This is a genomic window from Arthrobacter sp. efr-133-R2A-120 (assembly GCF_030209835.1).
GTDB lineage: Bacteria > Actinomycetota > Actinomycetes > Actinomycetales > Micrococcaceae > Arthrobacter.
Genome location: NZ_JARVRF010000003.1, coordinates 209,686 through 231,517, shown reverse-complemented (window position 1 = coordinate 231,517; position 21,832 = coordinate 209,686). Strand labels below are relative to the sequence as shown.

At 64.0% G+C, this 21,832-nt stretch carries 24 protein-coding genes and 1 riboswitch; of the genes, 5 read left to right on the top strand and 19 right to left on the bottom strand.

Annotated elements, in window-relative coordinates:
* Positions 1-224 precede the first annotated feature (224 nt).
* From menE to QRN52_RS02935, 6 genes are all read right to left on the bottom strand, one after another.
* Entirely contained in the window at positions 225-1,784 is a 1,560-nt protein-coding gene (gene menE / locus QRN52_RS02960) for an o-succinylbenzoate--CoA ligase (protein WP_284751280.1), read from the bottom strand.
* 40 nt (positions 1,785-1,824) lie between these two features.
* Entirely contained in the window at positions 1,825-3,192 is a 1,368-nt protein-coding gene (locus QRN52_RS02955) for an MFS transporter (RefSeq protein ID WP_284751279.1), read from the bottom strand.
* 63 nt (positions 3,193-3,255) lie between these two features.
* Positions 3,256-3,711, bottom strand: coding sequence for a MaoC family dehydratase (locus QRN52_RS02950; RefSeq protein ID WP_284751278.1), 456 nt, complete (start codon positions 3,709-3,711; stop codon positions 3,256-3,258).
* Between the two features lie 26 nt (positions 3,712-3,737).
* Positions 3,738-4,949: an acyl-CoA dehydrogenase family protein gene (locus tag QRN52_RS02945; RefSeq protein WP_284751277.1), complete on the bottom strand. Its 1,212-nt coding sequence runs from the start codon at positions 4,947-4,949 to the stop codon at positions 3,738-3,740.
* 1 nt (position 4,950) lies between these two features.
* Positions 4,951-5,847: an amidohydrolase family protein gene (locus QRN52_RS02940; protein WP_284751276.1), complete on the bottom strand. Its 897-nt coding sequence runs from the start codon at positions 5,845-5,847 to the stop codon at positions 4,951-4,953.
* Between the two features lies 1 nt (position 5,848).
* Positions 5,849-6,790: an SDR family NAD(P)-dependent oxidoreductase gene (locus tag QRN52_RS02935; RefSeq protein ID WP_284751275.1), complete on the bottom strand. Its 942-nt coding sequence runs from the start codon at positions 6,788-6,790 to the stop codon at positions 5,849-5,851.
* A 123-nt stretch (positions 6,791-6,913) separates the two neighbouring features.
* On the opposite strand from QRN52_RS02935, the gene QRN52_RS02930 reads away from it, so the two are divergent.
* Both QRN52_RS02930 and QRN52_RS02925 read left to right on the top strand, forming a co-directional pair.
* On the top strand, positions 6,914-7,384 hold the full coding sequence (locus QRN52_RS02930) for a MarR family winged helix-turn-helix transcriptional regulator (RefSeq protein WP_284751274.1): 471 nt from the start codon (positions 6,914-6,916) through the stop codon (positions 7,382-7,384).
* Positions 7,385-7,525: 141 nt separating this feature from the next.
* Positions 7,526-8,524, top strand: a complete 999-nt coding sequence (locus QRN52_RS02925) for a S1C family serine protease (protein ID WP_284751273.1) — start codon at positions 7,526-7,528, stop codon at positions 8,522-8,524.
* A 62-nt stretch (positions 8,525-8,586) separates the two neighbouring features.
* Here QRN52_RS02925 and QRN52_RS02920 read toward each other — a convergent pair whose 3' ends face one another.
* Complete coding sequence (locus QRN52_RS02920; protein WP_172465476.1) at positions 8,587-8,727, bottom strand: hypothetical protein; 141 nt, start codon at positions 8,725-8,727, stop codon at positions 8,587-8,589.
* 121 nt (positions 8,728-8,848) lie between these two features.
* Positions 8,849-9,223 carry a DUF5997 family protein gene (locus QRN52_RS02915; RefSeq protein WP_284751272.1) on the bottom strand — a complete coding sequence of 125 codons (375 nt, stop codon included), beginning with the start codon at positions 9,221-9,223 and terminating at the stop codon, positions 8,849-8,851.
* 73 nt (positions 9,224-9,296) lie between these two features.
* Between QRN52_RS02915 and QRN52_RS02910 the strand changes: the two genes are divergently transcribed.
* Positions 9,297-10,748: an MFS transporter gene (locus tag QRN52_RS02910; protein ID WP_390279100.1), complete on the top strand. Its 1,452-nt coding sequence runs from the start codon at positions 9,297-9,299 to the stop codon at positions 10,746-10,748.
* A 26-nt stretch (positions 10,749-10,774) separates the two neighbouring features.
* Here QRN52_RS02910 and QRN52_RS02905 read toward each other — a convergent pair whose 3' ends face one another.
* The 7 genes from QRN52_RS02905 to QRN52_RS02875 all read right to left on the bottom strand — a co-directional run bounded on the left by QRN52_RS02905 (position 10,775) and on the right by QRN52_RS02875 (position 17,983).
* On the bottom strand, positions 10,775-11,488 hold the full coding sequence (locus QRN52_RS02905; protein ID WP_284751270.1) for a metal-dependent transcriptional regulator: 714 nt from the start codon (positions 11,486-11,488) through the stop codon (positions 10,775-10,777).
* Positions 11,489-11,517: 29 nt separating this feature from the next.
* A complete protein-coding gene (locus tag QRN52_RS02900) occupies positions 11,518-12,294 on the bottom strand; it encodes a class I SAM-dependent methyltransferase (protein WP_284751269.1) in 777 nt (258 codons plus the stop codon).
* Positions 12,295-12,344: 50 nt separating this feature from the next.
* Positions 12,345-13,769: an aminotransferase class V-fold PLP-dependent enzyme gene (locus QRN52_RS02895; protein WP_284751268.1), complete on the bottom strand. Its 1,425-nt coding sequence runs from the start codon at positions 13,767-13,769 to the stop codon at positions 12,345-12,347.
* Between the two features lie 35 nt (positions 13,770-13,804).
* Positions 13,805-13,917: riboswitch (SAM riboswitch) on the bottom strand.
* 159 nt (positions 13,918-14,076) lie between these two features.
* Positions 14,077-14,889 carry a histidinol-phosphatase gene (gene hisN, locus QRN52_RS02890; protein WP_284751267.1) on the bottom strand — a complete coding sequence of 271 codons (813 nt, stop codon included), beginning with the start codon at positions 14,887-14,889 and terminating at the stop codon, positions 14,077-14,079.
* A 59-nt stretch (positions 14,890-14,948) separates the two neighbouring features.
* Positions 14,949-16,064: a ribosome small subunit-dependent GTPase A gene (gene rsgA, locus QRN52_RS02885; protein WP_284751266.1), complete on the bottom strand. Its 1,116-nt coding sequence runs from the start codon at positions 16,062-16,064 to the stop codon at positions 14,949-14,951.
* Positions 16,065-16,066: 2 nt separating this feature from the next.
* Positions 16,067-17,461, bottom strand: coding sequence for a 3-phosphoshikimate 1-carboxyvinyltransferase (gene aroA / locus QRN52_RS02880; RefSeq protein ID WP_284751265.1), 1,395 nt, complete (start codon positions 17,459-17,461; stop codon positions 16,067-16,069).
* A 6-nt stretch (positions 17,462-17,467) separates the two neighbouring features.
* Entirely contained in the window at positions 17,468-17,983 is a 516-nt protein-coding gene (locus tag QRN52_RS02875) for a DoxX family protein (protein WP_284751264.1), read from the bottom strand.
* A gap of 307 nt (positions 17,984-18,290) precedes the next feature.
* Here QRN52_RS02875 and QRN52_RS02870 point away from each other — a divergent pair, with 307 nt between their 5' ends.
* Positions 18,291-19,040, top strand: coding sequence for a sigma-70 family RNA polymerase sigma factor (locus tag QRN52_RS02870; protein ID WP_284751263.1), 750 nt, complete (start codon positions 18,291-18,293; stop codon positions 19,038-19,040).
* A complete protein-coding gene (gene rsrA, locus QRN52_RS02865; protein ID WP_028264789.1) occupies positions 19,037-19,294 on the top strand; it encodes a mycothiol system anti-sigma-R factor in 258 nt (85 codons plus the stop codon). The genes QRN52_RS02870 and rsrA overlap by 4 nt, the downstream gene beginning before the upstream one ends.
* Before the next feature lie 79 nt (positions 19,295-19,373).
* Here rsrA and QRN52_RS23990 read toward each other — a convergent pair whose 3' ends face one another.
* The 4 genes from QRN52_RS23990 to QRN52_RS02850 form a co-directional block, all read right to left on the bottom strand.
* Positions 19,374-19,448 (bottom strand): 50S ribosomal protein bL37, encoded by a 75-nt coding sequence (locus QRN52_RS23990; RefSeq protein WP_369299106.1) that lies wholly within the window; start codon positions 19,446-19,448, stop codon positions 19,374-19,376.
* Positions 19,449-19,602: 154 nt separating this feature from the next.
* Positions 19,603-20,217 carry a PadR family transcriptional regulator gene (locus QRN52_RS02860; protein ID WP_284751262.1) on the bottom strand — a complete coding sequence of 205 codons (615 nt, stop codon included), beginning with the start codon at positions 20,215-20,217 and terminating at the stop codon, positions 19,603-19,605.
* A complete protein-coding gene (locus tag QRN52_RS02855; protein ID WP_284751261.1) occupies positions 20,217-21,065 on the bottom strand; it encodes a DUF4097 family beta strand repeat-containing protein in 849 nt (282 codons plus the stop codon). Before QRN52_RS02855 ends, QRN52_RS02860 begins: the two co-directional genes overlap by 1 nt.
* Positions 21,066-21,181: 116 nt before the next feature.
* The gene (locus tag QRN52_RS02850; RefSeq protein WP_284751260.1) at positions 21,182-21,781 is read right to left on the bottom strand and encodes a GDSL-type esterase/lipase family protein; all 600 of its coding nucleotides are present in this window, start codon (positions 21,779-21,781) and stop codon (positions 21,182-21,184) included.
* Positions 21,782-21,832 lie beyond the last annotated feature (51 nt).

Below are 21,832 nucleotides of genomic sequence, written 5' to 3'. Positions count from 1 at the left end.
TCAGCAAGCCCCCTTGCTTTTTGGCTGCGGCCCCTCGCCGGTCTGAGCCCAGTCGTGGCGATCCGCCCATCTGTTTGGCATGGACGCTCTCCGACACGATAGGACTCCGGGCCGTTGTTGTCTTGAGTAGTTATTACTCGTTTTCGGATATTCCTGCGAGACAACCATGCCGTGCCGCCGAGGGTGCTTATTAACAAGTACCAGGCACCCTGTCAGCGGATCCTTCAGGAAACGGTGCTCCGGCGGAGCTCGCTCTTGCGGATCTTTCCACTGGCCGTTCGCGGCATATCGTCCACGAACACCACAGTTTTCGGGATCTTGTAACGGGCCAGTTTCCCGGTCAGGTGTTCCTTGAGTTCGTCCTCGGTCAAGAAGGCGCCCTCGCGGAGCACCACCACGGCGCGTGGCACTTCTCCCCACTTCTCATCCGGCACGCCGATGACTGCCACGCTGCCCACGGCGTCGAGTTCGCTGATTGCTTGTTCCACCTCGGCGGGGTAGATGTTCTCGCCGCCCGAGATGATCATGTCCTTGAGCCTGTCCGAGACGAAGATGAATCCGTCTGCGTCCTTGTAGCCCATGTCTCCGGACTTGAACCAGCCGCCGTCTTCATATGATTCGGCAGTGGCGTCGGGCCGGTTCCAGTATTCGTGGATGACGTTGGGGCCTTTGATCTGGATTTCGCCCACCGTGCCCTGCTGGGCAAGGCCTCCGGCGACGTCGGCGATCCGGACGTCGCTGAAGAAATGCGGCAGTCCGGAAGAGCCCGCCTTGTCCCGGGACCTGGCGGACGGCAGCGTGGTGGCGCCGGGCGCCGTCTCCGTCATTCCGTAGCCGTTGGAGAAGCGCAGTCCACGCGCCTCGTACGCTTCCAGGACGCGCGTCGGAACTGCCGATCCGCCGCAGGTCAGCTTGTTGAGGGAGCTAAGGTCCGACGTCGGCCAGGCCGGATTCTCGCACAGCATCTGGTAGGTGGTGGGCACCCCGCTGATGGTGGTGGCCCGGTGCTGCTCGATGAGCTCCAGGGTGCGTTGGGGGTCGAACCTCGACTCCAGGACGACAGTTCCGCCCTTGAGGAGCGTTGGCAATACCCCCATGGCGAGTGAAGCGACGTGGAACATCGGCGAGATCATGAGGGCCACGTCGCTGGAGGAGAAATCGAAGTCGACAATCACGTTGATGCAGTTCCAGGTGATGTTGCCGTGGGTCAGGAGCGCACCCTTGGGGCGTCCCGTTGTTCCGGACGTGTAAAGGATCATGGCGCCGTCATCGAGCTCGACTTCCTCGTCCAGATGCAGGGGTGCCCCGGAGGCGACGACGTCCTCGTAGTCTTCCGCCGACGTCGGGGTCTCACTTACGGAAGCGGCGCTACGGTCGCCCGGGAAGGAATCGTCGACGACGACGCGCCGGCCCACGCGGGTGCCTTCCGCGCCGCTGGCCGCGAGGCCGTTGAGGCTCGCTGAGTGGATCAGCGCAACGGCTCCGCAGTCCTCAAGCTGGAAGTTGATCTCCGGAGGCGCCAACCGCGTGTTGAGGGGTACGAAGATCGCCCCGAGCTGCCCGCAAGCGAAAAGCGCTTCCAGGAAAGCGGGATGATTGTCACCGAGATATGCGACCCTGTCGCCTTTGGTAGCGCCCCCCGCTTTGAGGGCGTTGGCGAGCCTGTCCGATCGTTCGGCAAATTCCTCATAGCTGAGTTGGCGGTTTCCGGAGATCAGCGCAATCTTGCTTCCGGACTTCGGGCGGCGACGCTGCAACCACGAACCGATGCCAAAATTCTCCATGGCTGTCCTTTCTTATTCCCAAGCTAGACCCTTCCCGGCGTCAAGGCCGGACGGCCTGCAAATCGTTGTTCTTCGGTTCCCGGGTCAACAGGATGAAGATGATGGAGACGACGGACATCGCAGCCAGGTAGAACACCACCGAGCCTGTGTTCTGGCCCGAGTCCTTGAAGATCTGGGCCACGATCCCCGGCGTGAATCCCGCGCCGAGTAGCGTCGCGAGCTGGTAACCGAGTGAGGCTCCCGTGTAGCGGGAGGTGGTGCCGAACTGCTCGGACACGAATGCGGCCAGTGGCCCGAAGAGCGTTGAGTGGATCATCAGGCCGACGGTGAAGGCGACGAAGACCAGGAGGATGTTGTTCGAGGACAACAACTGGAACATCGGGATCAGATAGGCGATGAAGAGTACGAGCCCGCCGATCATCACGGGCCTCCGGCCCAGCTTGTCGGAGAGCCTGCCGCCAAGGACCACGAAGGCGATGGAAATGAAAGAAGCGGCGGCGAAGGCGTACAGCACCCCCTGGCGGTCGGCGCCCTTCGAGACGGCGAAGGTGACCGCGAAGGTTGCCAGCACTACTTGGAGGGCAAAGCCGGCGGCCCCGGCGAGCATGGTGAAGATCAAGGTCTTGGGCCGGCGGAGCACCTGGAGGAGCGGCATGACGGGCTTCGCGATGGATCGGTCGTCAGTGTTCCGGGCCGCCCTCTCCTGCTCTGCGATCCTTTCCTGCTCAATGGCGGCTTGGAAGATGGGGCTCTCCGAAACCTTTAGCCGGACGAACATGCCCACTGCCAGCAGGACAAACGAGAGCAGGAATGGAACACGCCAGCCCCAGGCAAGGAACTGGGAGTTTGGCAGGGCAGAGAAGGCGCCCATGATGAGGGTGCCGAGCACGGCGCCCGACGGAGCTCCGGCATTCACGAACGAGGCCGCGAACCCGCGCTTCCCCGATTCCGAATGCTCCAACGCCATCAAGGCGGCCCCGCCCCACTCGCCGCCCACGGCGATGCCCTGGAAAACGCGGAGCACAACGAGCATCACTGCCCCCCACGGACCGGCCACCGAGGCGCCGGGGACCAGGCCGATCAGTGCCGAAGCCAAGCCCATGACCAACATGGAGACGATGAGCATTCCCTTGCGACCCAGCTTGTCGCCGAAGTGCCCGAAGATGACTCCACCCAACGGGCGAGCTACGTATCCTGCGGCGAAAGTTCCGTAGGCTGCCACGACGCCAACCCAGTCGTCCATTCCCGAAAAGAAGACCTTGGGGAAGACCACGGCCGCGGCTGTGGCATAGAGCAGGAAGTCGTAGTATTCGATGGTGCTGCCCAGGTAGCTGGAAGCAATGACGGTGCGTGCTTCCTTGCGTTTGGTGGCCACGTCCATGGATTGAAGCTGCGATATTTGGGACATCGTTGTTCCTTAAAGCAGAGGGTGGGGGAGTGCCCGCAGCAGCGGGCTATTTGTAGAAGCGGGCTATTTGTAGAAGCGGGCGAGGAATTCGGCCACGACCGCGGGGCGTTCCTGGCCTTCGATCTCGATGGTGTTGGAGACCTTGATCTGGGCGCCGCCCTTGACCTCGGTGACTTCGGCGATGGTGGCTTGCATGCGGATCCGCGCGCCCACCTTGACAGGGGACGTGAAACGGACCTTGTCCAGGCCGTAGTTCACTTTGGTGGTGACGCCTTCGACGTCGAACAGCTCGCCCCAGAACGGGATGATGAGCGAGAGCGTGAGGAAGCCGTGGGCGATCGGGGCGCCGAACGGGCCGTCTTTGGCGCGTTCCGGATCGACGTGGATCCACTGATCGTCTCCGGTGGCGTCAGCGAACTTGTTGATTTGTTCCTGGGTGATTTCGCGGTATTCGGTGACGCCGAGATTGGTTCCGGCGAGGGTGAGCAGTTTGGCGAAGTCGACGACGAGATTTGGCATGGTTGCCTCCTGTGGTGGTTTTGGGGTTAGCGGGCGAAGGCGCTTTCGCCCGTGAGTGCGCGCCCGACGATCAGGGCGTTGATTTCGTGTGTTCCTTCGTAGGAGTAGACGGCTTCGGCGTCGGCATGGAACCGGGCAACATCACTCTCGAGCGTGATTCCGTTGCCGCCTGCCAGCTCCCGGGCAAGCGCGACTGTCTCCCGCATCGCCAGGCAGCTCTGCATTTTCGCCAAGGCGGAGTCCTGGTCGCGGTAGACCCCGCGGGCCTGCTGTTCGGTCAGCCTGACCACGAGGGACAGGCTTGCCGTGAGGTTGCCGAGCATGCGGGCCAGCTTTTCCTGCACCAGCTGGAAGGAACCCAAAGGGCGGCCGAACTGGTGGCGCTCGCGGACGTACCGGTGGGCTGCTTCGAAGGCGCCGGCCTGGATGCCGGTGGCAATCCAGGCGACGTCCGAGCGCATGGCCCGGAGCATCGCCGCTACATCCCTGAAGGAATTCACGTTGTGCAGGCGCATGGATTCGGGGACCCTGACGCCGTCGAGGGTGATGTGGGAGTTTTGCATCATCCGCAGGGAGGTCTTCCGGTGGATCTTCTCCAAGGCCACCCCGGAGGCTTCGCGGTCCACGAGGAACGCCTTGACCTGTCCGTCGCCCACGTCCCGTGCGAACACAGCGAGGACATCCGCCGTCGAAGCGCCCCCGATCCAGCGCTTGGCACCATCGAGCACCCAGGTATCGCCCTCACGGTGGGCCCTTGTGGAGAGCCCGCCGGCAATGTCCGATCCGGATTCCGGTTCGGTCAAGGAGAAGACGCCCTTGAGCGAGAAATCGACCACGCGCGGCATCCACTCGGCTTGTTGTTCTGCCGAAGCACCTACGCGGATGGCGGTGCGGAAGAGGCCGGCCTGGGCCGTGTACCAGGTAGCGAGCGAAGCATCCGTGCGGGCGAGCTCGAAGATCCTGAAGCCCTGGTAGATCCCGCGCGCCGGGCCGTCAGCCGCGAGTTCGGCCGGTTCCATGAGGTCCAGTTCGATGAGCGGCTGGACCAACTTGTCGGGGAACTCGCCCCGCTCCCAGTAGTCGGCCAGCAGCGGCTTCGCTTCGCGGTCCAGGAAATCCCGCAGTCGGTGCAGGACCCGGCGCTCGTCCTCGGTGAGGAGGGACTCCGCGTCGTAGTAGTCGCAGTCGTTGTAGAGGCGTTCCGCAACCGCGGTCTCCACGGGGGTGTCAAAGCTCAAGTCAGCCTCCCAGCCCGAGCAAGCGCACGGCGTTGTGCTTGAGGATCTTGGGACGGACCTCGTCCTTGAGCGGGAGGTCAGCGAAGGCGGCCAGCCATTTCTGCGGCGTGATGAGCGGGAAGTCCGTGCCGAAGAGGACTTTGTCCTGCAGCACCGAGTTGGACATGCGCACCAGTGACTCGGGGAAGTACTTGGGGGACCAGCCGGAGAGATCGATGAACACGTTCGACTTGTGCGTGGCGATGGAGTTGGCTTCATCCTGCCAGGGAACCGAGGGGTGGGCCATGATGATCTGCAGGCCCGGGAAGTCGGCGGCTACGGCGTCGAGCAGGAGCGGGTTGGAGTAGGCCAGCTTGATGCCGTAGCCGCCGGGCAGGCCGGCGCCCATGCCGTTCTGGCCGGTGTGGAAGATGGCTGGCAGGCCCAGTTCCTGCAATGTCTCCCAGAGCGGGTAGAACTGTTCGTTGGAGGGGTCGAAACCCTGCAGGCTGGGGTGGAACTTGAAGCCGCGGGCGCCTAGGCCGATCGCCTGGTACTTGGCGCCCTGGATGGCCTCGGTGCCGGTGCGAGGATCCACGCTGCCGAACGGGATCAGCACGTCGTTGTTCCTTGCGGCTCCCGCGATCAGTTCGGGAATGCTGTTGGGCGCGTGCTTGAGCTGGGTGCGGGCGTCCACGGTGAAGACGACGGCGGCCATGTTCAGTTCGCGGTAGACCTCGGCGATGCGGTCCAGCGAGGGCGTGCGGTCCTCGGCCTTGAAGTACTTGGCAGAGGCCTCCGTCAGGGCCGGTGGCAGGGATTCGTGGCCGTGGCCGTCCACTTCGAGATGGACGTGCATATCGATCGCTTCAAGTTTCGAGACGTCGATGCCGGGTTCGTAGTGCTGGGGTGCGGGCATGTCAGCGGACCTGTGAGGCGGCGGCCTCAGGCTGCAGTTCCGCGGGGAGCGCCAGGAATTCCTCGCCGACGGTCTGAAGCTTGTCGCTGAACAACGGGCCGAAGTTCTCCACGAGGTCCTGGTAACCCCAGCCGCCCTCGCGGTAGGCGGTCGCCGCGGCTTCGGGGTGGGTCCATAGCTGGAGGCGGTCTCCACCGGCGCCGATCGCCTGGCCGGTAATGCCGGCCGCCTCGTCGGAGGCGAGGAAGGCAATGAGCCCGGAGACGTCGTCGGCCGTTCCAAAGCCAAGCTCGTGGCGGAAGAAGTGCGGCATGGCCTCGCCGCGTTCGTCCGCCTCCACTGCTTTCCGGAAGTACGGGATAGTCTTGGTCATCGCCGTCGCGGCTACCGGAATCACGGCATTGGCAGTGACGCCGGCCTTCTTCATTTCCAGCGCCCAGGTCCGGACCATGCCCACGATTCCGGCCTTCGCTGCGGCGTAGTTGCTCTGGCCGAAGTTGCCGCGCTGCCCGGTCGGGGAGCCGATGGCGATGATGCGGCCGGCGATCCCGTTCTCCTTGAAGTAGCCAAATGCCTCGCGGGCGCACGTGAAGGTGCCGCGGAGGTGGACGTTGATGACCAGGTCGAAGTCTTCGTCCGTCATCTTCAGAAGGCTCTTGTCCCGCAGGATGCCGGCGTTGGTGACCAGGATATCCAGGCGGCCGAATTCCGTGACAGCCGCTTCCACCAGCTGCTTCGCCGCTTCTGTGCTGCCTACGGGAGCGACGACGGCGACTGCCCGGCCGCCGTCGGCCTCGATGGTCCGGACCGCTTCGCCAGCCACCTCGGCGTCGACGTCGTTGATGACCACCGCCGCGCCTTGGCGGGCGAGTTCCCGGGCGTAGGCGAGCCCCAGGCCGCGTCCGCTTCCGGTCACAATTGCTACTTTTCCTGACAGGCTCATCGCTGCTCCTTTGCTCGATCCCTGTGCATCCAGGCCTTCGGCGTGGGATGCTGTTCTGTATCCATGAAAATACGTATAGTTGAAAATGTCAACGATTGATTTTGAAGATTATTGGAGTTTGTTATGACGATCGAGGCGCAGGACGAGCAACAGGCTGCCACGAAGGACCGGCTGGTCGCCGCGCCTATCAGCCAGGATGTGGGTTTCCTGCTGGCCAAGCTCCATGCAAGCGGCTCGGTCGTGAACAACCGGGCGCTTGCTGAGTTCGACTTGAAGGAGAGGTCCTATTCGGTGTTGATCCTGGCCGACAGCGGGCTGGAGCCTACCCAGCGGGAGTTGGCGGACTTCCTCAGCCTTGACCCCAGCCAGATCGTCGCCTTGGTGGACGAACTTGAAAAGCGGAAACTGGTGGCCAGGGCCCCTGGCAAGCAGGACCGAAGGGCCAAGACAGTGACGGCAACGTCGAAGGGGAGCCAATTGCTCGCCCAAGCAGCCATTGCAGCCCGGCACGCGGAATCCGAAGTGCTGGCGGCGCTGGACGACCGGGAAGCCGCACAGCTTAAGGCGCTGCTGCGAAAGGCGTTATGGGGTTAGGCGTTGTTGGGTTAGCTGCTGAGGGGCCGGTTTCCCATTCATTAGTGCCGTGACAGAGTTCACCCACGGCGTAGGCCGGAACGGACTAACCGGAGCAGTGTATTCGTTGATATAGACACCACCGGTTACAGGAGGTGCACGATGAGTACGTTGCCGGAACAGACATTTCCCGAGGACATCCCTGACGCCCCGTCGGACGACGAAGCCTTGGACGCCTACTCGCGGACAGTGATGCACGTCGCAGAGACGGTCACGCCGCATGTTGCAGCATTGGAGATGAGCAGCGCCCGCAGGAACGGCCAGGTCAGGATCGGAAGTGGGTCGGCCGTGGTGTTCACGGGCGACGGCTATATGCTGACCAACGCCCATGTGGTCTCAGGCCTCCGCTCGGGGCGGGCAATATTCGCCGACGGAACCCATTCCGACGTCGAACTCGTCGGTGCGGATCCCTTGTCCGATCTCGCCATCGTCCGCGGGCACCACACGCCGCTGCCCGCCATCTTGGGCAACGCGGAGTCACTGCACGTCGGCCAATTGGTGATCGCCGTCGGTAACCCGCTGGGGCTGGCAGGATCAGTGACCGCGGGCGTCGTCAGCGGACTTGGACGTTCCATCCCGGTCAGGTCCGGCCGGCACAGCAGGGTCATCGAGGACGTCATCCAGACCGACGCAGCGTTGAACCCGGGCAATTCAGGGGGAGCCCTGGCCGACACCAGGGGGCGGATTGTGGGAATCAACACCGCTGTGGCAGGTTTGGGGCTCGGACTCGCAGTGCCCATCAACACCACCACTCAACGGATCATTGCCGCCCTGCTGAAGGACGGCCGTGTCCGCCGGGCATACCTTGGGTTGGTGAGTACCCCTATTCCGCTGGACGCGAGTGCGGTGATCCGGACAGGCCAGAAGGAAGCGCTCCGGGTGGTGGAAGTCATCGCCGGATCTCCCGCGGAGCGGGCGGGACTGCTCGCGGGCGACCTGGTCCTCAGTGCACAGTCGCGGGCCGTATCCAGTGCCGAGAGCCTTCAGAAACTCCTGTTTTCGCAGGCCATAGGGGAGCCGTTCCTCCTGACGGTCCTGCGCGACGGCAAAATCCACGCGATAGTGGCCGTGCCCAGCGAAATGACCGACGCGGATTCGTGAGGAGCCGCAGCCATGACGGAACCAGTCCGCTAAAAAGCCGGGGCCAAGGCTCCGGCTTTTTGCTACTTCTTCCTCATCCTCAAATGGGCCACGGGATCTACAGCGGCATCGGATTCGTGCTTGGCACGCTTCACTGCCCGTTTCTCCTTGATGGACTTGATACTCTTCTTCGTCTCGTGCTGGTGAGGCGCTTTGTCAGGCATGTCATGCTCCCTAACTACGGATCTTCCCTGCAGATCCTGCAAAGAGGGTCCTGAAAGGCCCTCTCCTTGTAAGCTACGCCTGTTTCAGGCGAAAGCAACCGGCCGCTGAACGCCCAAGGAACTAGGCTTCGGAAGCCGGGACGTCCACAACGCCAACGAAGCGCGAGCCGATTCCTTCGTACTCGCTGCGGACCTCGCCGGGCAGGATTCCGGGGACCTCGCTATTCCGGTGGTGACCACAGAAAACGTAGGTGAACTCCGGCCACCATTTCTTGGGACGCGCAGCTTCGGTGTAACCGCACACGACGCAGCTCAGGTGCACCCACACAGGACGATTGCCGGTGCGGTTGGCGCGGGATTGGACGAGCCACTGAGGTGGATTGTCTTGCAGCTCGTTCAGCTCGGCTTGTGAAAGCCGGGAGGGGATGCCGTGGCGTTGGGCCATTTCCATCGAGATATCAAGGGCCAATGCGGCGTCACGTCTGCTAATCACCATTCAACGATACGGGACTATCGCCGTGACAGGATCCGCAGGAATCCGGGCGACAGGGTTCTAGCAGGCGTAGGCTGTGCTCATGACCGACGCAGCGGCCCTGCTGCCAAGCACTCCGCTGCAAAGGCGGGTCCTTGTTGTGGCTATTGTGGCTTCCTTCATCGCCATTTTGGATGGCTTCGTGGTGAACCTCGCACTCCCGGCAATTGGCCGCGAGTTGGGTGGTGGCCTTGTCATCCAGCAATGGGTGGTGGATGCCTACCTTTTGACCCTGGGCGCGCTGATCCTGGTCGCCGGATCCTTGTCCGACCACTTCGGCCGCGCGCGCATCCTGGAATGGGGACTCGCCGGCTTCACCCTCACCTCCGTCACGTGCGGTCTTGCCTGGAACGGGGAGGTGTTGGTGGTATCGCGGGCCCTGCAGGGGATCGCCGGTGCCTTGCTTGTCCCGAGTTCGCTCGCGATGATCGTCACGTTCTTCTCCGGGCCCGCGCAGTCGAAGGCAATCGGCCAATGGTCCGGTTGGACCAGCGCGGCCGCTATCGTCGCCCCGCTGATCGGCGGCGCATCGGTCGATCTGCTGTCCTGGCGCGTCATCTTCTTTATCAATGTCATTCCGGCCGTCGCCGTCTGGCCGATCCTCGCCGGATTGCGGAAGTCCGATGCCGCGACGGACACGAGCAAGAAGATCGACTACCTCGGCGCGTTCCTGGCCATGGTGGGACTCGGTGGCCCGGTCTACGCGTTCATTGAACAAGGGCGCATGGGCTGGGGGAACATGGTGGTCTGGATGCCGCTCGCTGTCGGAGCCGTCGGCCTGGTCCTCTTCCTTGTCCACGAAGCCAGGACCCAGGAACCGATGTTGCCCCTGCGGCTCTTCGGCATCCGCAATTTCGGTTGGGGAAACATCGCCACACTGGCCATTTACGGCGCCTTGTCGCTCGGCTTCTTCGCCGTAGGCATCTACTTGCAGCAAGTGGGAGGAATGAAGGCGACCACTGCGGGGATCGCGTTGCTTCCCGCGACAGTCCTCCTGATGCTCACGGCCTCATTCTTCGGTGGACTGGCCGGAAAGTACGGTCCGCGGTGGTTCATGACGGCCGGACCGTTCATCTGCGGAATCGGTTTTCTCATGACCCTGGCCGTCCAGGAGCCCCTGAACTACTGGACGCAAGTGCTGCCCGGGCAGATCGTCTTCGGGATCGGCCTCAGCACCTTGGTGGCGCCCCTCACCGCTGCTATCCTCGGCGCGGTACCCACGGAGGAGGCCGGGATCGGCTCCGCGGTGAACAACGCCGTGGCCCGTATCGCAGGCTTGATCTGCATCGCTTTTGCCGGGCTCATCATCGGTCCCGTCTTCAGCCGCCAAGGCCTCATGAATGCCGTGGTGGTCACCGCGGTGCTGTTCTTCCTCGGGGCGGCGGCATCCGCCGTCGGGATTCGGAACCCGGTGCTGGGCGCTGCAGTGGTGGACTCCCCGGAAGGCCCAGCTCCCGACGACGGCGGGACGGCCGCCCAGCGCGCCTGAACAGCGCCTTCTAAAACACGGATTCGTCAGCGTTCCGCGAGGACGCAGCCTTCGTGTTCGACGTCGGTGGCCACCCACAATGCCGAGGCGACCTCATCGGCGAGATCGTAGTCGCGGCTGCCCGGGCCTTTTCCGATCCGGACCACCAGCGCACCGCCGAACGGTTTGCGTCCAATCACCTGGATGCTGGCATCGAGGTCGATTTCTTCGGCGGACAGGTAGCGCAGCAGCTCCGGGTTTTCGTCGCTGATCCGGGTGATCTTGCCGGAATGGCCGTCGTCGAGCTCTATCATCCGGTGCGCCTGCGGGAGGATCACTGAGCCGTCCGCTGCGGGGATGGGGTCACCGTGGGGATCGCGTCCGGGGTTACCCAGCTTTGCGGCCATGCGATCGATGAAGGTGTCCGAGACGGCGTGTTCGAGCATCTCGGCTTCATCGTGGACTTCATCCCAGCTGTAGCCCAACTCCCTCACGAGGTATGTCTCGATCAGGCGGTGCCGGCGGACCATGCCCAAGGCAAGCTGAATTCCCTGGGCGGTCAACGTAATGGCGCTGTAGGGCTGGTGGTCAACCAGGCCTTGGTCCTTGAGCTTGCGGACCATCTCCGAGACGGACGAATTGGCGACGCCGAGCCGCTGCGCGAGCTGTGAGGACGTGATGGGTTTGTCCTGCCACTCCGTAAAGGAGTAGATGACCTTGACGTAGTCCTCGATCGAGGAGGAGGGCGCACTGGTCTTCACGGTTCCAAGCCTATCGTGAACCGGCCGGATCAGACTTTCCGCGCCCGCCAGCTCTGCGTGAGATAGGGCAAGGGGATGGCCTCGTCTTCGGCATGTTCCAAATGTTCGAAGAGGTACCACCGGAGATTTCCCATGACTTTGGCCCGGGTGGCGTCGTTCGCCCTCAGGTAGTAGCTGCGCGACTTCACGAGTTCGAGGATGTCCGCCGGAGTCACGGGATCCTCCCAACGCGTCAGGTGGCTTTCGAGGCCGGCGAACTCCGGGCCCACCACAGGCCGGAAGTCCGGTTTGTGGACATCGCCGGCATGCATGATTCGGGACAAGCGATGGACCCAGGGCACTGAAGTGTCCAGCTGGTTCCAGATCAAGCCGATGACGCCCTGCGGTCGAAGGATCCGGGCGATCTCGGTGCTGGCGGCGAGGGGATCGCACCAGTGCCAGGCCTGGGCAACGCTGACGACGTCGAATGCTGAGTCCGCCAGTCCAGTTGCCTCGGCCGTGCCCTCCAAGGCGATCACATGCGGATACGTTTTGCGCAGCTGCATGAGCATGTCCGTGGAGGGGTCCACTGCGGACACCGCCAACCCGCGCTCGACGAGAAGAGCGGTGAACTTTCCGGTGCCGGCGCCGATGTCTGCCGCGTCCCGCGCGCCTACAGGTAGCAGCCAGTCGGCCGAATCCGCGGGGTAGCCGGGCCGCACGCGATCATAGTGCTCCCCGCCGTCCTGGAAACTCTGACCGAGTTCAAGGCGCCGTTCCTCGAAGAGCTTGGGGCCGGCTGACGTGCCTCTGGGTCGCGGGGACACGCGGGAACTCCTTCGTAGGACAGGAAAAATACCCTACGAATCTACCGCAATCAGTCGATGCTGCAGGGCGCGGCGCCCGCGGTCCCGGGAGTGTTGGGCGCCCACTCCGGGTAGCTGCGATGGTCGTTCGCCGGCACCCAGCGGCCGGCATCAACCACGTAGTCCCAGCCGAGGCCATTGCTCTTGAGCGCCCGGATGCCCGCGATGAGCCGGGTGGCGTCTTCCAAGCGCGACCCAACGCCGAAACTGGCGCGCAGGGAACCGGAGGGAAGGCCGAGGCGCTTGAGCAGCGGGTGGGCGCAAAAGCGTCCGTCGCGCAGGCCAATGCCGTGTTCGGCCGCAAGATAGGCCGCAACGAGTCCGGCGTCGTAGCCCTGGAGCGAGAAGTTCACGACGCCGATGGTGTCCTCGGGATCCGTGTCGCTGAAGATCTGGTGCACGGTGACGCCGTCGATTTCCTTGAGGCCCTCGACCAGGTGCGAGCGGATGGCGGCCTCGTGGGCGTGCCATTCATCGTGGTCGAGGCTGGCGATGACCTGGGTGGCGCGGGCAAGGGTGGCCGCGCCGAGTACGTTCGGTGAGCCGCCTTCGTGCCTTGCCGGGCCCGTGGCCCAGCTGACGGAATCCAGGCGCGCCTCGCGGACAGCGCCGCCACCTGCAAGGTGGGGCGTGCCGGCGTCGAGCCAGTCGGGACGGCCCACCAGGACACCGGCGCCGAACGGTGCATAAAGCTTGTGCCCCGAGAAGACCAAGTAGTCAACATCCGCGGCGGCGATATCGATGCGGCGATGCGGGGCGAGTTGCGCCGCGTCCACCACAATCCGCGCCCCGAATTCGTGGGCCAAGGCAGCGAGTTCCTTGATGGGCAGGATCTCGCCGGTCACGTTCGACGCACCGGTGACCGCCAGGAGACTGACGCCACCGTGGGAGAGCGCCGTGCGGACGTTGGCAACGGTCTCGGACAAGGTTCCCGCGGCAACGATGCTTCGGTGGGGGACGCCTTGCCACGGCAGCAGATTGGCGTGGTGCTCGATGTCCAGGTAAAGGACTTCGGCGGTGTGCCTGCCGTCCTCGACCGGCAAGCAGCCGGCCAGGAGATTGAGGGAATCGGTGGTGTTACGGGTGAAAATGACGGAATCGTCCGGCCTGCCGCCAACGAAGTCACGGACGATGTTGCGCGCGTTTTCGTAGACCGAGGTGCTGATTTGGGAGGCATAGCCTGCGCCGCGGTGCACACTCGCGTAGTACGGCAGGATTTCGTTGAGGTACGCGGAGACCACGGTCAGGGCAGGTGCGGAGGCGCCGTAGTCAAGGTTGGCGTAGCGGATGTGGCCGCCCTGGATCAGGGGTGCCTGCAACTCCGCGCCGGTGACTGCGGCCAGTGGGCGCGATGCCGGTGTCCGGGATTCACCGTGCTGATGCCCGGATTCGTGGTGCTGCGGGAGAACAGGAGAAGTAAATGTGGCTGTGCTCATGGGACCTCACTCAAGAGGGACCCCTGCGTACAGGGGGTCCGCGCTTGCCGCATCCGTTCCGGACCGGCCGGGTCGTCACCCGGGGCACCCCGCCGCGATGGAGGGTTGCCGGCCAGCAAACCGGGGTTTCGCGCTGGCACTCGTGACCTGTAAAGAGACTAGGACACCGGTAAGGCTCGTTCCAATGTGACCGGGATTGTTAAGCGGATTGTTACACGGCCGGAAAAATGTGCCTTCTGCCGAAGAAAGAGTGGCGGACGCCCCCAAAAAGGGGCGCCCGCCGTCGTTTATTCAGTGAAGAGGGTGACTAGAGGAGGTCGTCGAGCTCGGGGTTGAGCCTCTTGAGGACCTCGGAGTGCAGGATCGAGTTGCTCGCAACGGCGTTTCCGCCGAAGGGGCCATCCGTGCCGTCCAGGGACGTGAAGCGTCCGCCGGCCTCCGTCACGATCGGTACCAAGGCGGCCATGTCGTAGACCTGGAGCTCCGGCTCGGCCGCGATGTCCACGGCGCCTTCGGCCACGAGGCAGTAGGACCAGAAATCGCCGTACGCGCGGCTGCGCCAGACATCGTTCTCCAGGCCCAGGAAGTTGTCGAGCTTATCGTGCTGCTTCCACTCGGAAAGCTCGGAGTAGGAAAGCGAGGCATCCTCAAGCCGCGACACGTTGGAGACTTTCAGCCGGGTGGCTGCGGCCAGTGATCGGCCCATGTATGCGCCTGAGCCCTTGGCCGCCCACCAGCGCTTGCCGAGCGCCGGAGCGCTGACGAGCCCCACCACTACTTCGCCCTCGTCCACGAGGGCGATCAGCGTTGCCCAGACGGGTACGCCGCGCACGAAGTTCTTGGTCCCGTCGATGGGATCGATGATCCAACGCCTTGAGCCGTGGCCCGTGCTGCCGAATTCTTCGCCGAGGACGGCGTCGCGGGGGCGGGAACGGGAGAGCTGCCCGCGGATTGCTTCCTCGGCGGCTTTGTCGGCATCGGTGACTGGGCTCAGGTCGGGTTTGGTCTCCACCTGAAGGTCCAGTGCCTTGAACCGCTCCATTGTCAGGGAATCGACGGAGTCGGCCAGGACATGGGCCAGCCGCAGGTCGTCGTTGTAGCTCGAATCGGGTTGGGTCATGGTTCCAAACTACCGTCTATTCGCCGGTGAGCCGGGGACGTAGCCCGGCATGCGCTGAGTTAGTTGACCGTACCCAGTTCCTTGGCCTCTTGGGCTTCCATGCGCGGGTCGGCACCAAGGAGCCTGCGCAGCGATGCGAGGCGGGCGGGGCCGGCCTCCCCGGCATGGCCATCGGCAACCCAGGAATCCAGTCCGCATCGAACGGCGGAGGCATCGTGCTTGCAGCCCCGCTCGCACGTTTCCGTTCCGGGCTCCAGATCCGGGAAGGCATGCAGGATGCGGTCAGGGTTCACGTGGGCGAGGCCGAAGGAACGGATGCCGGGCGTATCGATGATCCAGCTTCCGCCCGGGGAGTCGCTGAGCTTCAGCGCAAGGGCAGAGGACGAGGTGTGGCGTCCGCGGCCCGTTACTGCGTTGACTCCACCCGTGGCGCGTTCGGCGCCGGTCAGGGCGTTCACCATGGTGGATTTCCCGACGCCGGAATGGCCCAGGAGCACGGTGACCTTGCCGTCGAGGTAGTCCCGCAACTGGCCGACGGCGTCACCATCGAGGCGGGCGGACAGGCCGTCGTCGGAACGGGCGTCGATGCCGGAGGCGCCCGCGTCGGCCGTGCGGCTGATGATGATCGGGAAACCCAGGCTCACATAGTTGGCGAGCAGTTCCGTCGGATCCTTGACATCCGCTTTGGTGACGAGCAGCAGCGGCTCGATTCCGGCGTCGTACGCTGCCACCAATGCGCGGTCGATGAATCCTGTCCGCGGCTCCGGGTTGGCGGCCGCAACCACCACCACGAGCTGGTCGGCGTTGGCGACGACGGCCCGTTCGATCGGATCCGTGTCATCGGCACTTCGCCGCAGGAGCGTCTTGCGCTCCTCGACGCGCACGAGGCGCGCGAGGGTGTCCGGGGCTCCGGATACATCGCCGACGAGGGCCACGAAGTCTCCGGGAACCACGGGGGAGCGCCTGAGTTCCCGGGCGCGGGCCGCGATGACGATGCGCTCGTTGTCCGAGCTTTCGTCCACTATCGCGGTGTAGCGGCCGCGGTCGACTGTGATGATGCGCCCGATCACGGCGTCGTCGTGGCTGGGGCGGTCCTTGGTGCGGGGGCGTGTGCCCTTCTTGTTGGGGCGGATCCGGACATCGGACTCATCCCAGGAGCGTGCGTCGCGAGCCATCGTCAGTTGCTTGTCTCCGTTGAAACGGGGTCCGCAGCCGCTGGGCCGGCAGTGAGCATCGATGCCCAGATTTGCGGAAATTCGGGCATGGTCTTGGACGTCGTCGCGATGTCTTCAACCTGGACTCCCTCGACGGCGAGCCCCAGAATGGCGCCGGCGGTGGCCATGCGGTGGTCCGCGTAGCTGTGCACGACGCCGGCGTGCAGCGCTGCGGGCCGGATCACCAAGCCGTCGCTGGTTTCCTCGGCGTCGCCGCCGAGCCGGTTGATTTCGGCGACCAGCGCAGCCAGCCTGTCTGTTTCGTGTCCACGCAAATGCGCGATGCCGGTGAGCCGGGAAGGGCCGGTAGCCAGGGCGCACAATGCCGCTACGGTAGGGGCGAGTTCGCTGGTTTCGTCGAAGTCCGCGCCCAGGATCTCGGAACCGCCAGTGACGGTCAGCGTGCCGTTGTCCAGTGTGACAGTGGCACCCATGGTGGCAAGGATGTCCCGCCAGAGATCCCCGACCTGTGTGGTGTTGACCGGCCAGTTGGGGATGCGGACGGTTCCCTTCGTGGCGAGTGCCGCAGCGAGGAAGGGACCCGCGTTGGAGAGATCCTGCTCGATCCTCACGTCGAACGCCTGGATGGTGCCTGGGGAGACGCGCCAATGGTTCGGAACGGAGTCATCCACTTGCACTCCGACGCCGCGCAGGACCGAAACGGTCATGTTGATGTGGTCGAGGCTCGGCACGGGCTTGCCGACGTGCTCCAGGTGAAGGCCCTCTTTGAACCGGGCACCGACGAGCAACAGGGCGGAGACGAACTGCGACGAAGCGCTCGCATCGATCACCAAATGGCCACCGCGGACAGAGCCGGTGCCGGAAACCTTGAACGGCAGGGAGCTCGCCGATTGCCCGTCCAGTGCGCTGACGTCCACTCCGAGTGTCCGGAGCGCTTCGATGATGGTGCCCATGGGACGTTGGCGTGCGTGCGGATCGCCGTCGAACACCGAAGCACCGTTGCGGAGGGCCGCGAGCGGCGGCACAAATCGCATGACCGTGCCAGCCAGGCCGCAGTCGATGGCGGTCTCCGACGCGGCAGCCGCCGGGTCGATGGGGGTGACTTCAAGATCCGGGCCGTACTGACCATCGCCGGGAACCTCGGTGATGGTGGCGCCAAGCTGGCGCAGTGCCTCGACCATCAACGCGGAATCCCGCGAATGCAGGGGTGCCCGCAGCCTGCTTGGGCCGTCGGCCAATGCCGCCAGGACCAGGTAGCGGTTGGTCAGCGACTTCGAGCCGGGAACCGTGACCGTGGCATCCACAGGGCGGCTGGCGAAGGGCGCCGGCCACAAGGGGAGTGCGGAGGCTATGGTGCTCCCTGAATCGTCTGTCTGCGTGGCGGGGGTTCCTGGCATGCTTCCTTATGCTCCAACTGCGTTGTTTACGGCCTTGCGGACGGCCCGGTCTGTCTTCTTGATCTGCTTGCCCGTGGCGTTCTTGGCGTCCATGGCGAGGTGTTCGGCGCGCCATGCGAGGCTCGGTTTGCCGGCCGTGTCGACGGCGGCTAGGAGGACGCCGCCGGTCAGGGAAATGTTCTTGAGCAACTGGGCGCGGCGGGCGAGCCGGCCTTCCTTGGTGCTGATGTCGGCAGAACGCCACTCAACAAAGGTGTTCAGGACCGAAATGCCGGCAAGCAGGGTTGCCGAGAACCGTGAACATTTGCCGAGGGCAAGCAAGGCGCCTGCGCCCACCTGCGTGCCGCCGATGACCCGCGCCAGCATCTTCTCGTCCGCCGGGAAAGGCAACGACTCGGACGCGCGGCGGAGCAGCGGGGAGAGCTGCTTGGCAGTGTCATCCGCGTTCTTGAGCTTGTCCAGCCCTGCGACGACAAAACTGGAAGCCAACATTGGCCTGGCGAGAAAACGGACGAGGGACATGTTTTGCCTCCTGGATGGCGTGCCACAGTGTTCAGGTGGTGCTGCGTTCAAGTGGTGCGGTGTTCACGGGGTGCAGTCGGATCTAGTCTTGCATCTTTGCGGAATATTTGCCCGGAGCTTGCCGTTGTCAGAAGAAGGTGCGGTATGGGCTGGACCTTGGATTGTGGCGTGTGTGTCGTGCCGCGCTTTGTCACGTCGTTTGAGCGGAGATGGTTTTTTGGCCTTGGTTAAGGACCGCGAGGGACACTTGGCGCTTGGGCGGAAGCTGCCAGGGGACTCCCCGAGGGTGACAGTAGACTTGGATGCAATGAGCACCATGGATCCGGCCGCAGCGGCCATGTACAAAGCAGCGACGGAAGTCGCGGACGCAACGTCCGACGGCGACGCAACTGTTGAGGCCGGCGTCGAGATTGCGGTGGACTTCGCGAAGGAGACTCCCGAACAACGGAGGGCGCGCTTCGAGCGCGACGCCATGCAGTATGTCGACCAGCTCTATTCGGCTGCCATGCGCATGGCCAGGAATCCGTCCGACGCCGAGGACTTGGTCCAGGAGGCCTACACGAAGGCCTTCTCGGCGTTCCACCAGTACAAGCCGGGTACCAACCTCAAGGCGTGGCTGTACCGCATCCTGACCAACACGTACATCAACCTCTACCGGAAGCGGCAGCGCGAACCGCTCCAGTCGAATTCGGACTCCATCGAAGACTGGCAGCTGGCGCGGGCGGAATCCCATACGTCCACGGGGCTCCGCTCTGCGGAGGCGGAGGCACTGGATCATCTACCGGACTCGGACGTGAAGAGCGCCCTGCAGTCCATTCCGGAGGAATTCCGGCTCGCGGTGTACTTCGCTGACGTCGAAGGCTTCGCATACAAGGAAATATCAGACATCATGAATACCCCGATCGGGACGGTCATGTCCCGGCTTCATCGCGGCAGGAAGATGTTGCGCGATCTGCTGGCGGACTACGCCGCAGAACGGGGAATCAGCGCCGGCGCGGAAGAAAAGGCATTGGCCGTGGGCGCGGCCACAAGCAAAAAACAGGAGAAAAGGAAATGAGCTGCCAAGGATTGGGCGACTGCGACGATGCTCGGATGCAGCGTATCTACGAGTACCTGGACGGTGCGTTGACCCGCGAGGACATCGCAGAGATCAAGGTGCATCTGGAAGACTGCCCGGAGTGCACCGAGCAATACGACCTTGAGTGCGTCATCCGCACCGTGGTCAAGCGCTCCTGTACGGAAGCGGCTCCTGAGAATCTCAAGAACTCGATCCTGGACAGGATCCACGCTATGAAGTCCGTGGACGTCTAAGAGCCTGGAACGGCAAGGGCCCCGGAAACCTGATGGTTTCCGGGGCCCTCCGCATTAAGTCTTACGCTAAGCCGCTGGCTTAGGTGTTGGGACGCTTGCCGTGGTTTGCGCCGCCGCGCTTACGGTCACGACGCTTACGTGCACGCTTGCTCATAGCTGGCCTCCTTAGATTCTTGATACTCAATAAAGCTGCCCTCCAGTCTCCCACATCCGGGGGCCGCCCCGCGAACCGTGCCGGCCAGCCCCGCAGGGAATCCGGACTCAGCCCCGCAGGGAATCCGGACTGAGCCCCGCAGGGAACTGGCGGCTCAGTCCCGAAGGGAATTCCGGATGGAGATCCTGGCCTGGTCCAGGACCGTTCGCACGGTTTCAAGGGCCATCGGAGTCAGGGCCTTCGAGCCGGCGTGCTTTCGCAGCTCGACGCGGATGTCGTCCCGGAAGGACTGGACCATCATCTCGGCTTCCTTCAGGATGCGGTGTCCCTCGGGCGAGTAGCTTCCAGCCCACGACTGGAATTCCGCGGACTTCGCTGTGGCCCGCGCGGCCTCGGCGGTTGCTGCCAGGTCTGCGCGCAAGCCGCGCATATTGCTGCGGATGTCTTCTCGGAGATTATCGGCCAGCCGCCGCACGGAGGCAGAGATGTTGTCCTCGACATCCGCCAGTTCCTGCCGGCGGCTGTTGAGCTCCGCCAGTCCGGCCGCAGTGATGGAGTAGTTGGTGCGGCGCCCGTCGCTGCTGGTAGCTACGAGTCCTTCTTCCTCGAGCTTGCCAAGGCGCGGGTAGATGGTTCCGGCACTGGGCGAGTAGGTCCCGCCGAAGCGTTCGCCGAGGGCCTTGATGAGCTCGTAGCCATGCTTGGGGCCTGATTCCAGGAGTGCCAGCAGGTAGAGCCGGAGGGCTCCGTGGGCAAAGACGGGCGGCATCAGGCTTCCTCTTCTCCGGGGACTGGGTGCGTTGTTCCCGGTGCTGGCGCACTACCGTGGACGATGGACGTCTTTCCGGACACGGAATTGGTGCGCGCCACCATGAGCCGTTCGTCGGGGCCGACGATGGTCTGGACCCTGCCGCCTGCCTGGGCGTAAAGCTGGTCATCGATCATCACGGTCCCACCGGCCGTTTTGGCCACGATGTCCACGCCCACGTCATGCGGCAAGCGGATGGTGAGGTCGCCTGAAACGGAATTGGCTCCGAGATCCTGGGTAAAGCCGTGAAGGTCGAAGCTGAGGTCGCCGCTGACAGTATTGGCCCGGATGTTCTTGAAACGGCCCGAAGCCGTGACTTCGCCCGAGACGCTCTTGGCGGTCATGACGCCGTCGTGGTTCCGGGCGATGACTTCGCCGCTGACGGTGTTGACGTGAAGATCGCCCCGCGTGCCGTCCGCGAGCACGGACCCGGAAACCGTGTTGAGGCGGATGTGGCCGCTGACGCCGGACACCATGCCGTCACCGCCCACGGTTCCTGCTTCGACGTCGACGCCGGCAGGCAGCGCAATGCTGATGACGATCGTGTTGGTGCTGGTGTTGTTGACGGTCCCCATCAGGTTGCGGAACCAGCCCTGCGGGCCGTGCAACTGGTGGCGGACTTCGAGCCGGCCGTCAATGAGGCTCACGCTCAGCGGATCGCCGCCGATTTCCGAGACTTCGATCCGGGTGATTGCTTCGTCGTGGGTGACGACGTCGAAGCGGCCCTTGACGATCCCCAGCTTGAGTGAGCGGACGCCGTCGACGTCGATGGTCTGCGGACCGGTAACGGTCCAGTTTTCTTCTGACATGACCCCTCCAATGATGCGTCATCGCCAATGCGATATATCGCGTTGATGGATTCACGATATATCTCGATATCGAAGTTGGCAATGGGTCCCGCTTGGAGAGGGGGCTTTTGCCCCGGTTATTCCGGCTGGGCGATCCTCAGCCACTGGAACCAGCCGCGGTGCAACACAAGCCAGGCCATGAGCCCGTAGCCCGCCTGGCCCGGTGTGCCGCCATTCGCTGCGAGGTCCGTGCGCCATTGTTCGTGGTTGAGCAACGGCGAGAACGTGTCGACGTATTGGTGGTTGCGGCGGGTGGTGACGTCCGCAAATGCTGCGTTCAGTTCGGCGATCCTGCGGTTCTTGGCCGGGTCCAGCGTGGGTGGCGGACCGACGACGAACACTTCGATGTTGCTTTGGGACGCCCCGTCCAGGATATTGGCCAGATTGAGGCGGCTGCGTGCCGTGGAGACGCCGAATTCGATGTCGCGGCCGGACAAGCCGATCACGAGGCGGTTTTCGTGGACGTTGCTGAAGCGCCTCCCGGCTTCGTCGAGCCAGCGCCCCGCAAGGCCTTCTGTGCCCTCCATGGGGCAGGGAAGAGAGTAGCTCTCCACAAGAACGGAGTCCTGGGGAGTTCGCGCAAGAACCCGTCCGAGCCAGCCCAAAGCCCTGGGGTCACCGAGCCCGGCGAGTAGTTCATCACCAACAGCTGCGATGCGCAGCTTCCTGTCTTCCACAGTTACCTCTTCACCAAACGTTGCGGTCCTTGCACTGTGCCCGGCCGGGCG

Excerpts from the sequence above, each read along its gene's own strand:
- QRN52_RS02950 (WP_284751278.1), bottom strand. The coding sequence starts at position 3,711 with ATGCCAAATCTCGTCGTCGACTTCGCCAAACTGCTCACCCTCGCCGGA.
- menE (WP_284751280.1), bottom strand. The coding sequence starts at position 1,784 with ATGGAGAATTTTGGCATCGGTTCGTGGTTGCAGCGTCGCCGCCCGAAG.
- QRN52_RS02855 (WP_284751261.1), bottom strand. The coding sequence starts at position 21,065 with ATGTCAGAAGAAAACTGGACCGTTACCGGTCCGCAGACCATCGACGTC.
- QRN52_RS02935 (WP_284751275.1), bottom strand. The coding sequence starts at position 6,790 with ATGAGCCTGTCAGGAAAAGTAGCAATTGTGACCGGAAGCGGACGCGGC.
- QRN52_RS02925 (WP_284751273.1), top strand. The coding sequence starts at position 7,526 with ATGAGTACGTTGCCGGAACAGACATTTCCCGAGGACATCCCTGACGCC.
- aroA (WP_284751265.1), bottom strand. The coding sequence starts at position 17,461 with ATGCCAGGAACCCCCGCCACGCAGACAGACGATTCAGGGAGCACCATA.
- hisN (WP_284751267.1), bottom strand. The coding sequence starts at position 14,889 with ATGACCCAACCCGATTCGAGCTACAACGACGACCTGCGGCTGGCCCAT.
- QRN52_RS02915 (WP_284751272.1), bottom strand. The coding sequence starts at position 9,223 with ATGGTGATTAGCAGACGTGACGCCGCATTGGCCCTTGATATCTCGATG.
- QRN52_RS02870 (WP_284751263.1), top strand. The coding sequence starts at position 18,291 with ATGAGCACCATGGATCCGGCCGCAGCGGCCATGTACAAAGCAGCGACG.
- QRN52_RS02875 (WP_284751264.1), bottom strand. The coding sequence starts at position 17,983 with ATGTCCCTCGTCCGTTTTCTCGCCAGGCCAATGTTGGCTTCCAGTTTT.
- QRN52_RS02860 (WP_284751262.1), bottom strand. The coding sequence starts at position 20,217 with ATGCCGCCCGTCTTTGCCCACGGAGCCCTCCGGCTCTACCTGCTGGCA.
- QRN52_RS02920 (WP_172465476.1), bottom strand. The coding sequence starts at position 8,727 with ATGCCTGACAAAGCGCCTCACCAGCACGAGACGAAGAAGAGTATCAAG.
- QRN52_RS02940 (WP_284751276.1), bottom strand. The coding sequence starts at position 5,847 with ATGCCCGCACCCCAGCACTACGAACCCGGCATCGACGTCTCGAAACTT.
- QRN52_RS02895 (WP_284751268.1), bottom strand. The coding sequence starts at position 13,769 with ATGAGCACAGCCACATTTACTTCTCCTGTTCTCCCGCAGCACCACGAA.
- QRN52_RS02955 (WP_284751279.1), bottom strand. The coding sequence starts at position 3,192 with ATGTCCCAAATATCGCAGCTTCAATCCATGGACGTGGCCACCAAACGC.
- QRN52_RS02930 (WP_284751274.1), top strand. The coding sequence starts at position 6,914 with ATGACGATCGAGGCGCAGGACGAGCAACAGGCTGCCACGAAGGACCGG.
- rsgA (WP_284751266.1), bottom strand. The coding sequence starts at position 16,064 with ATGGCTCGCGACGCACGCTCCTGGGATGAGTCCGATGTCCGGATCCGC.
- rsrA (WP_028264789.1), top strand. The coding sequence starts at position 19,037 with ATGAGCTGCCAAGGATTGGGCGACTGCGACGATGCTCGGATGCAGCGT.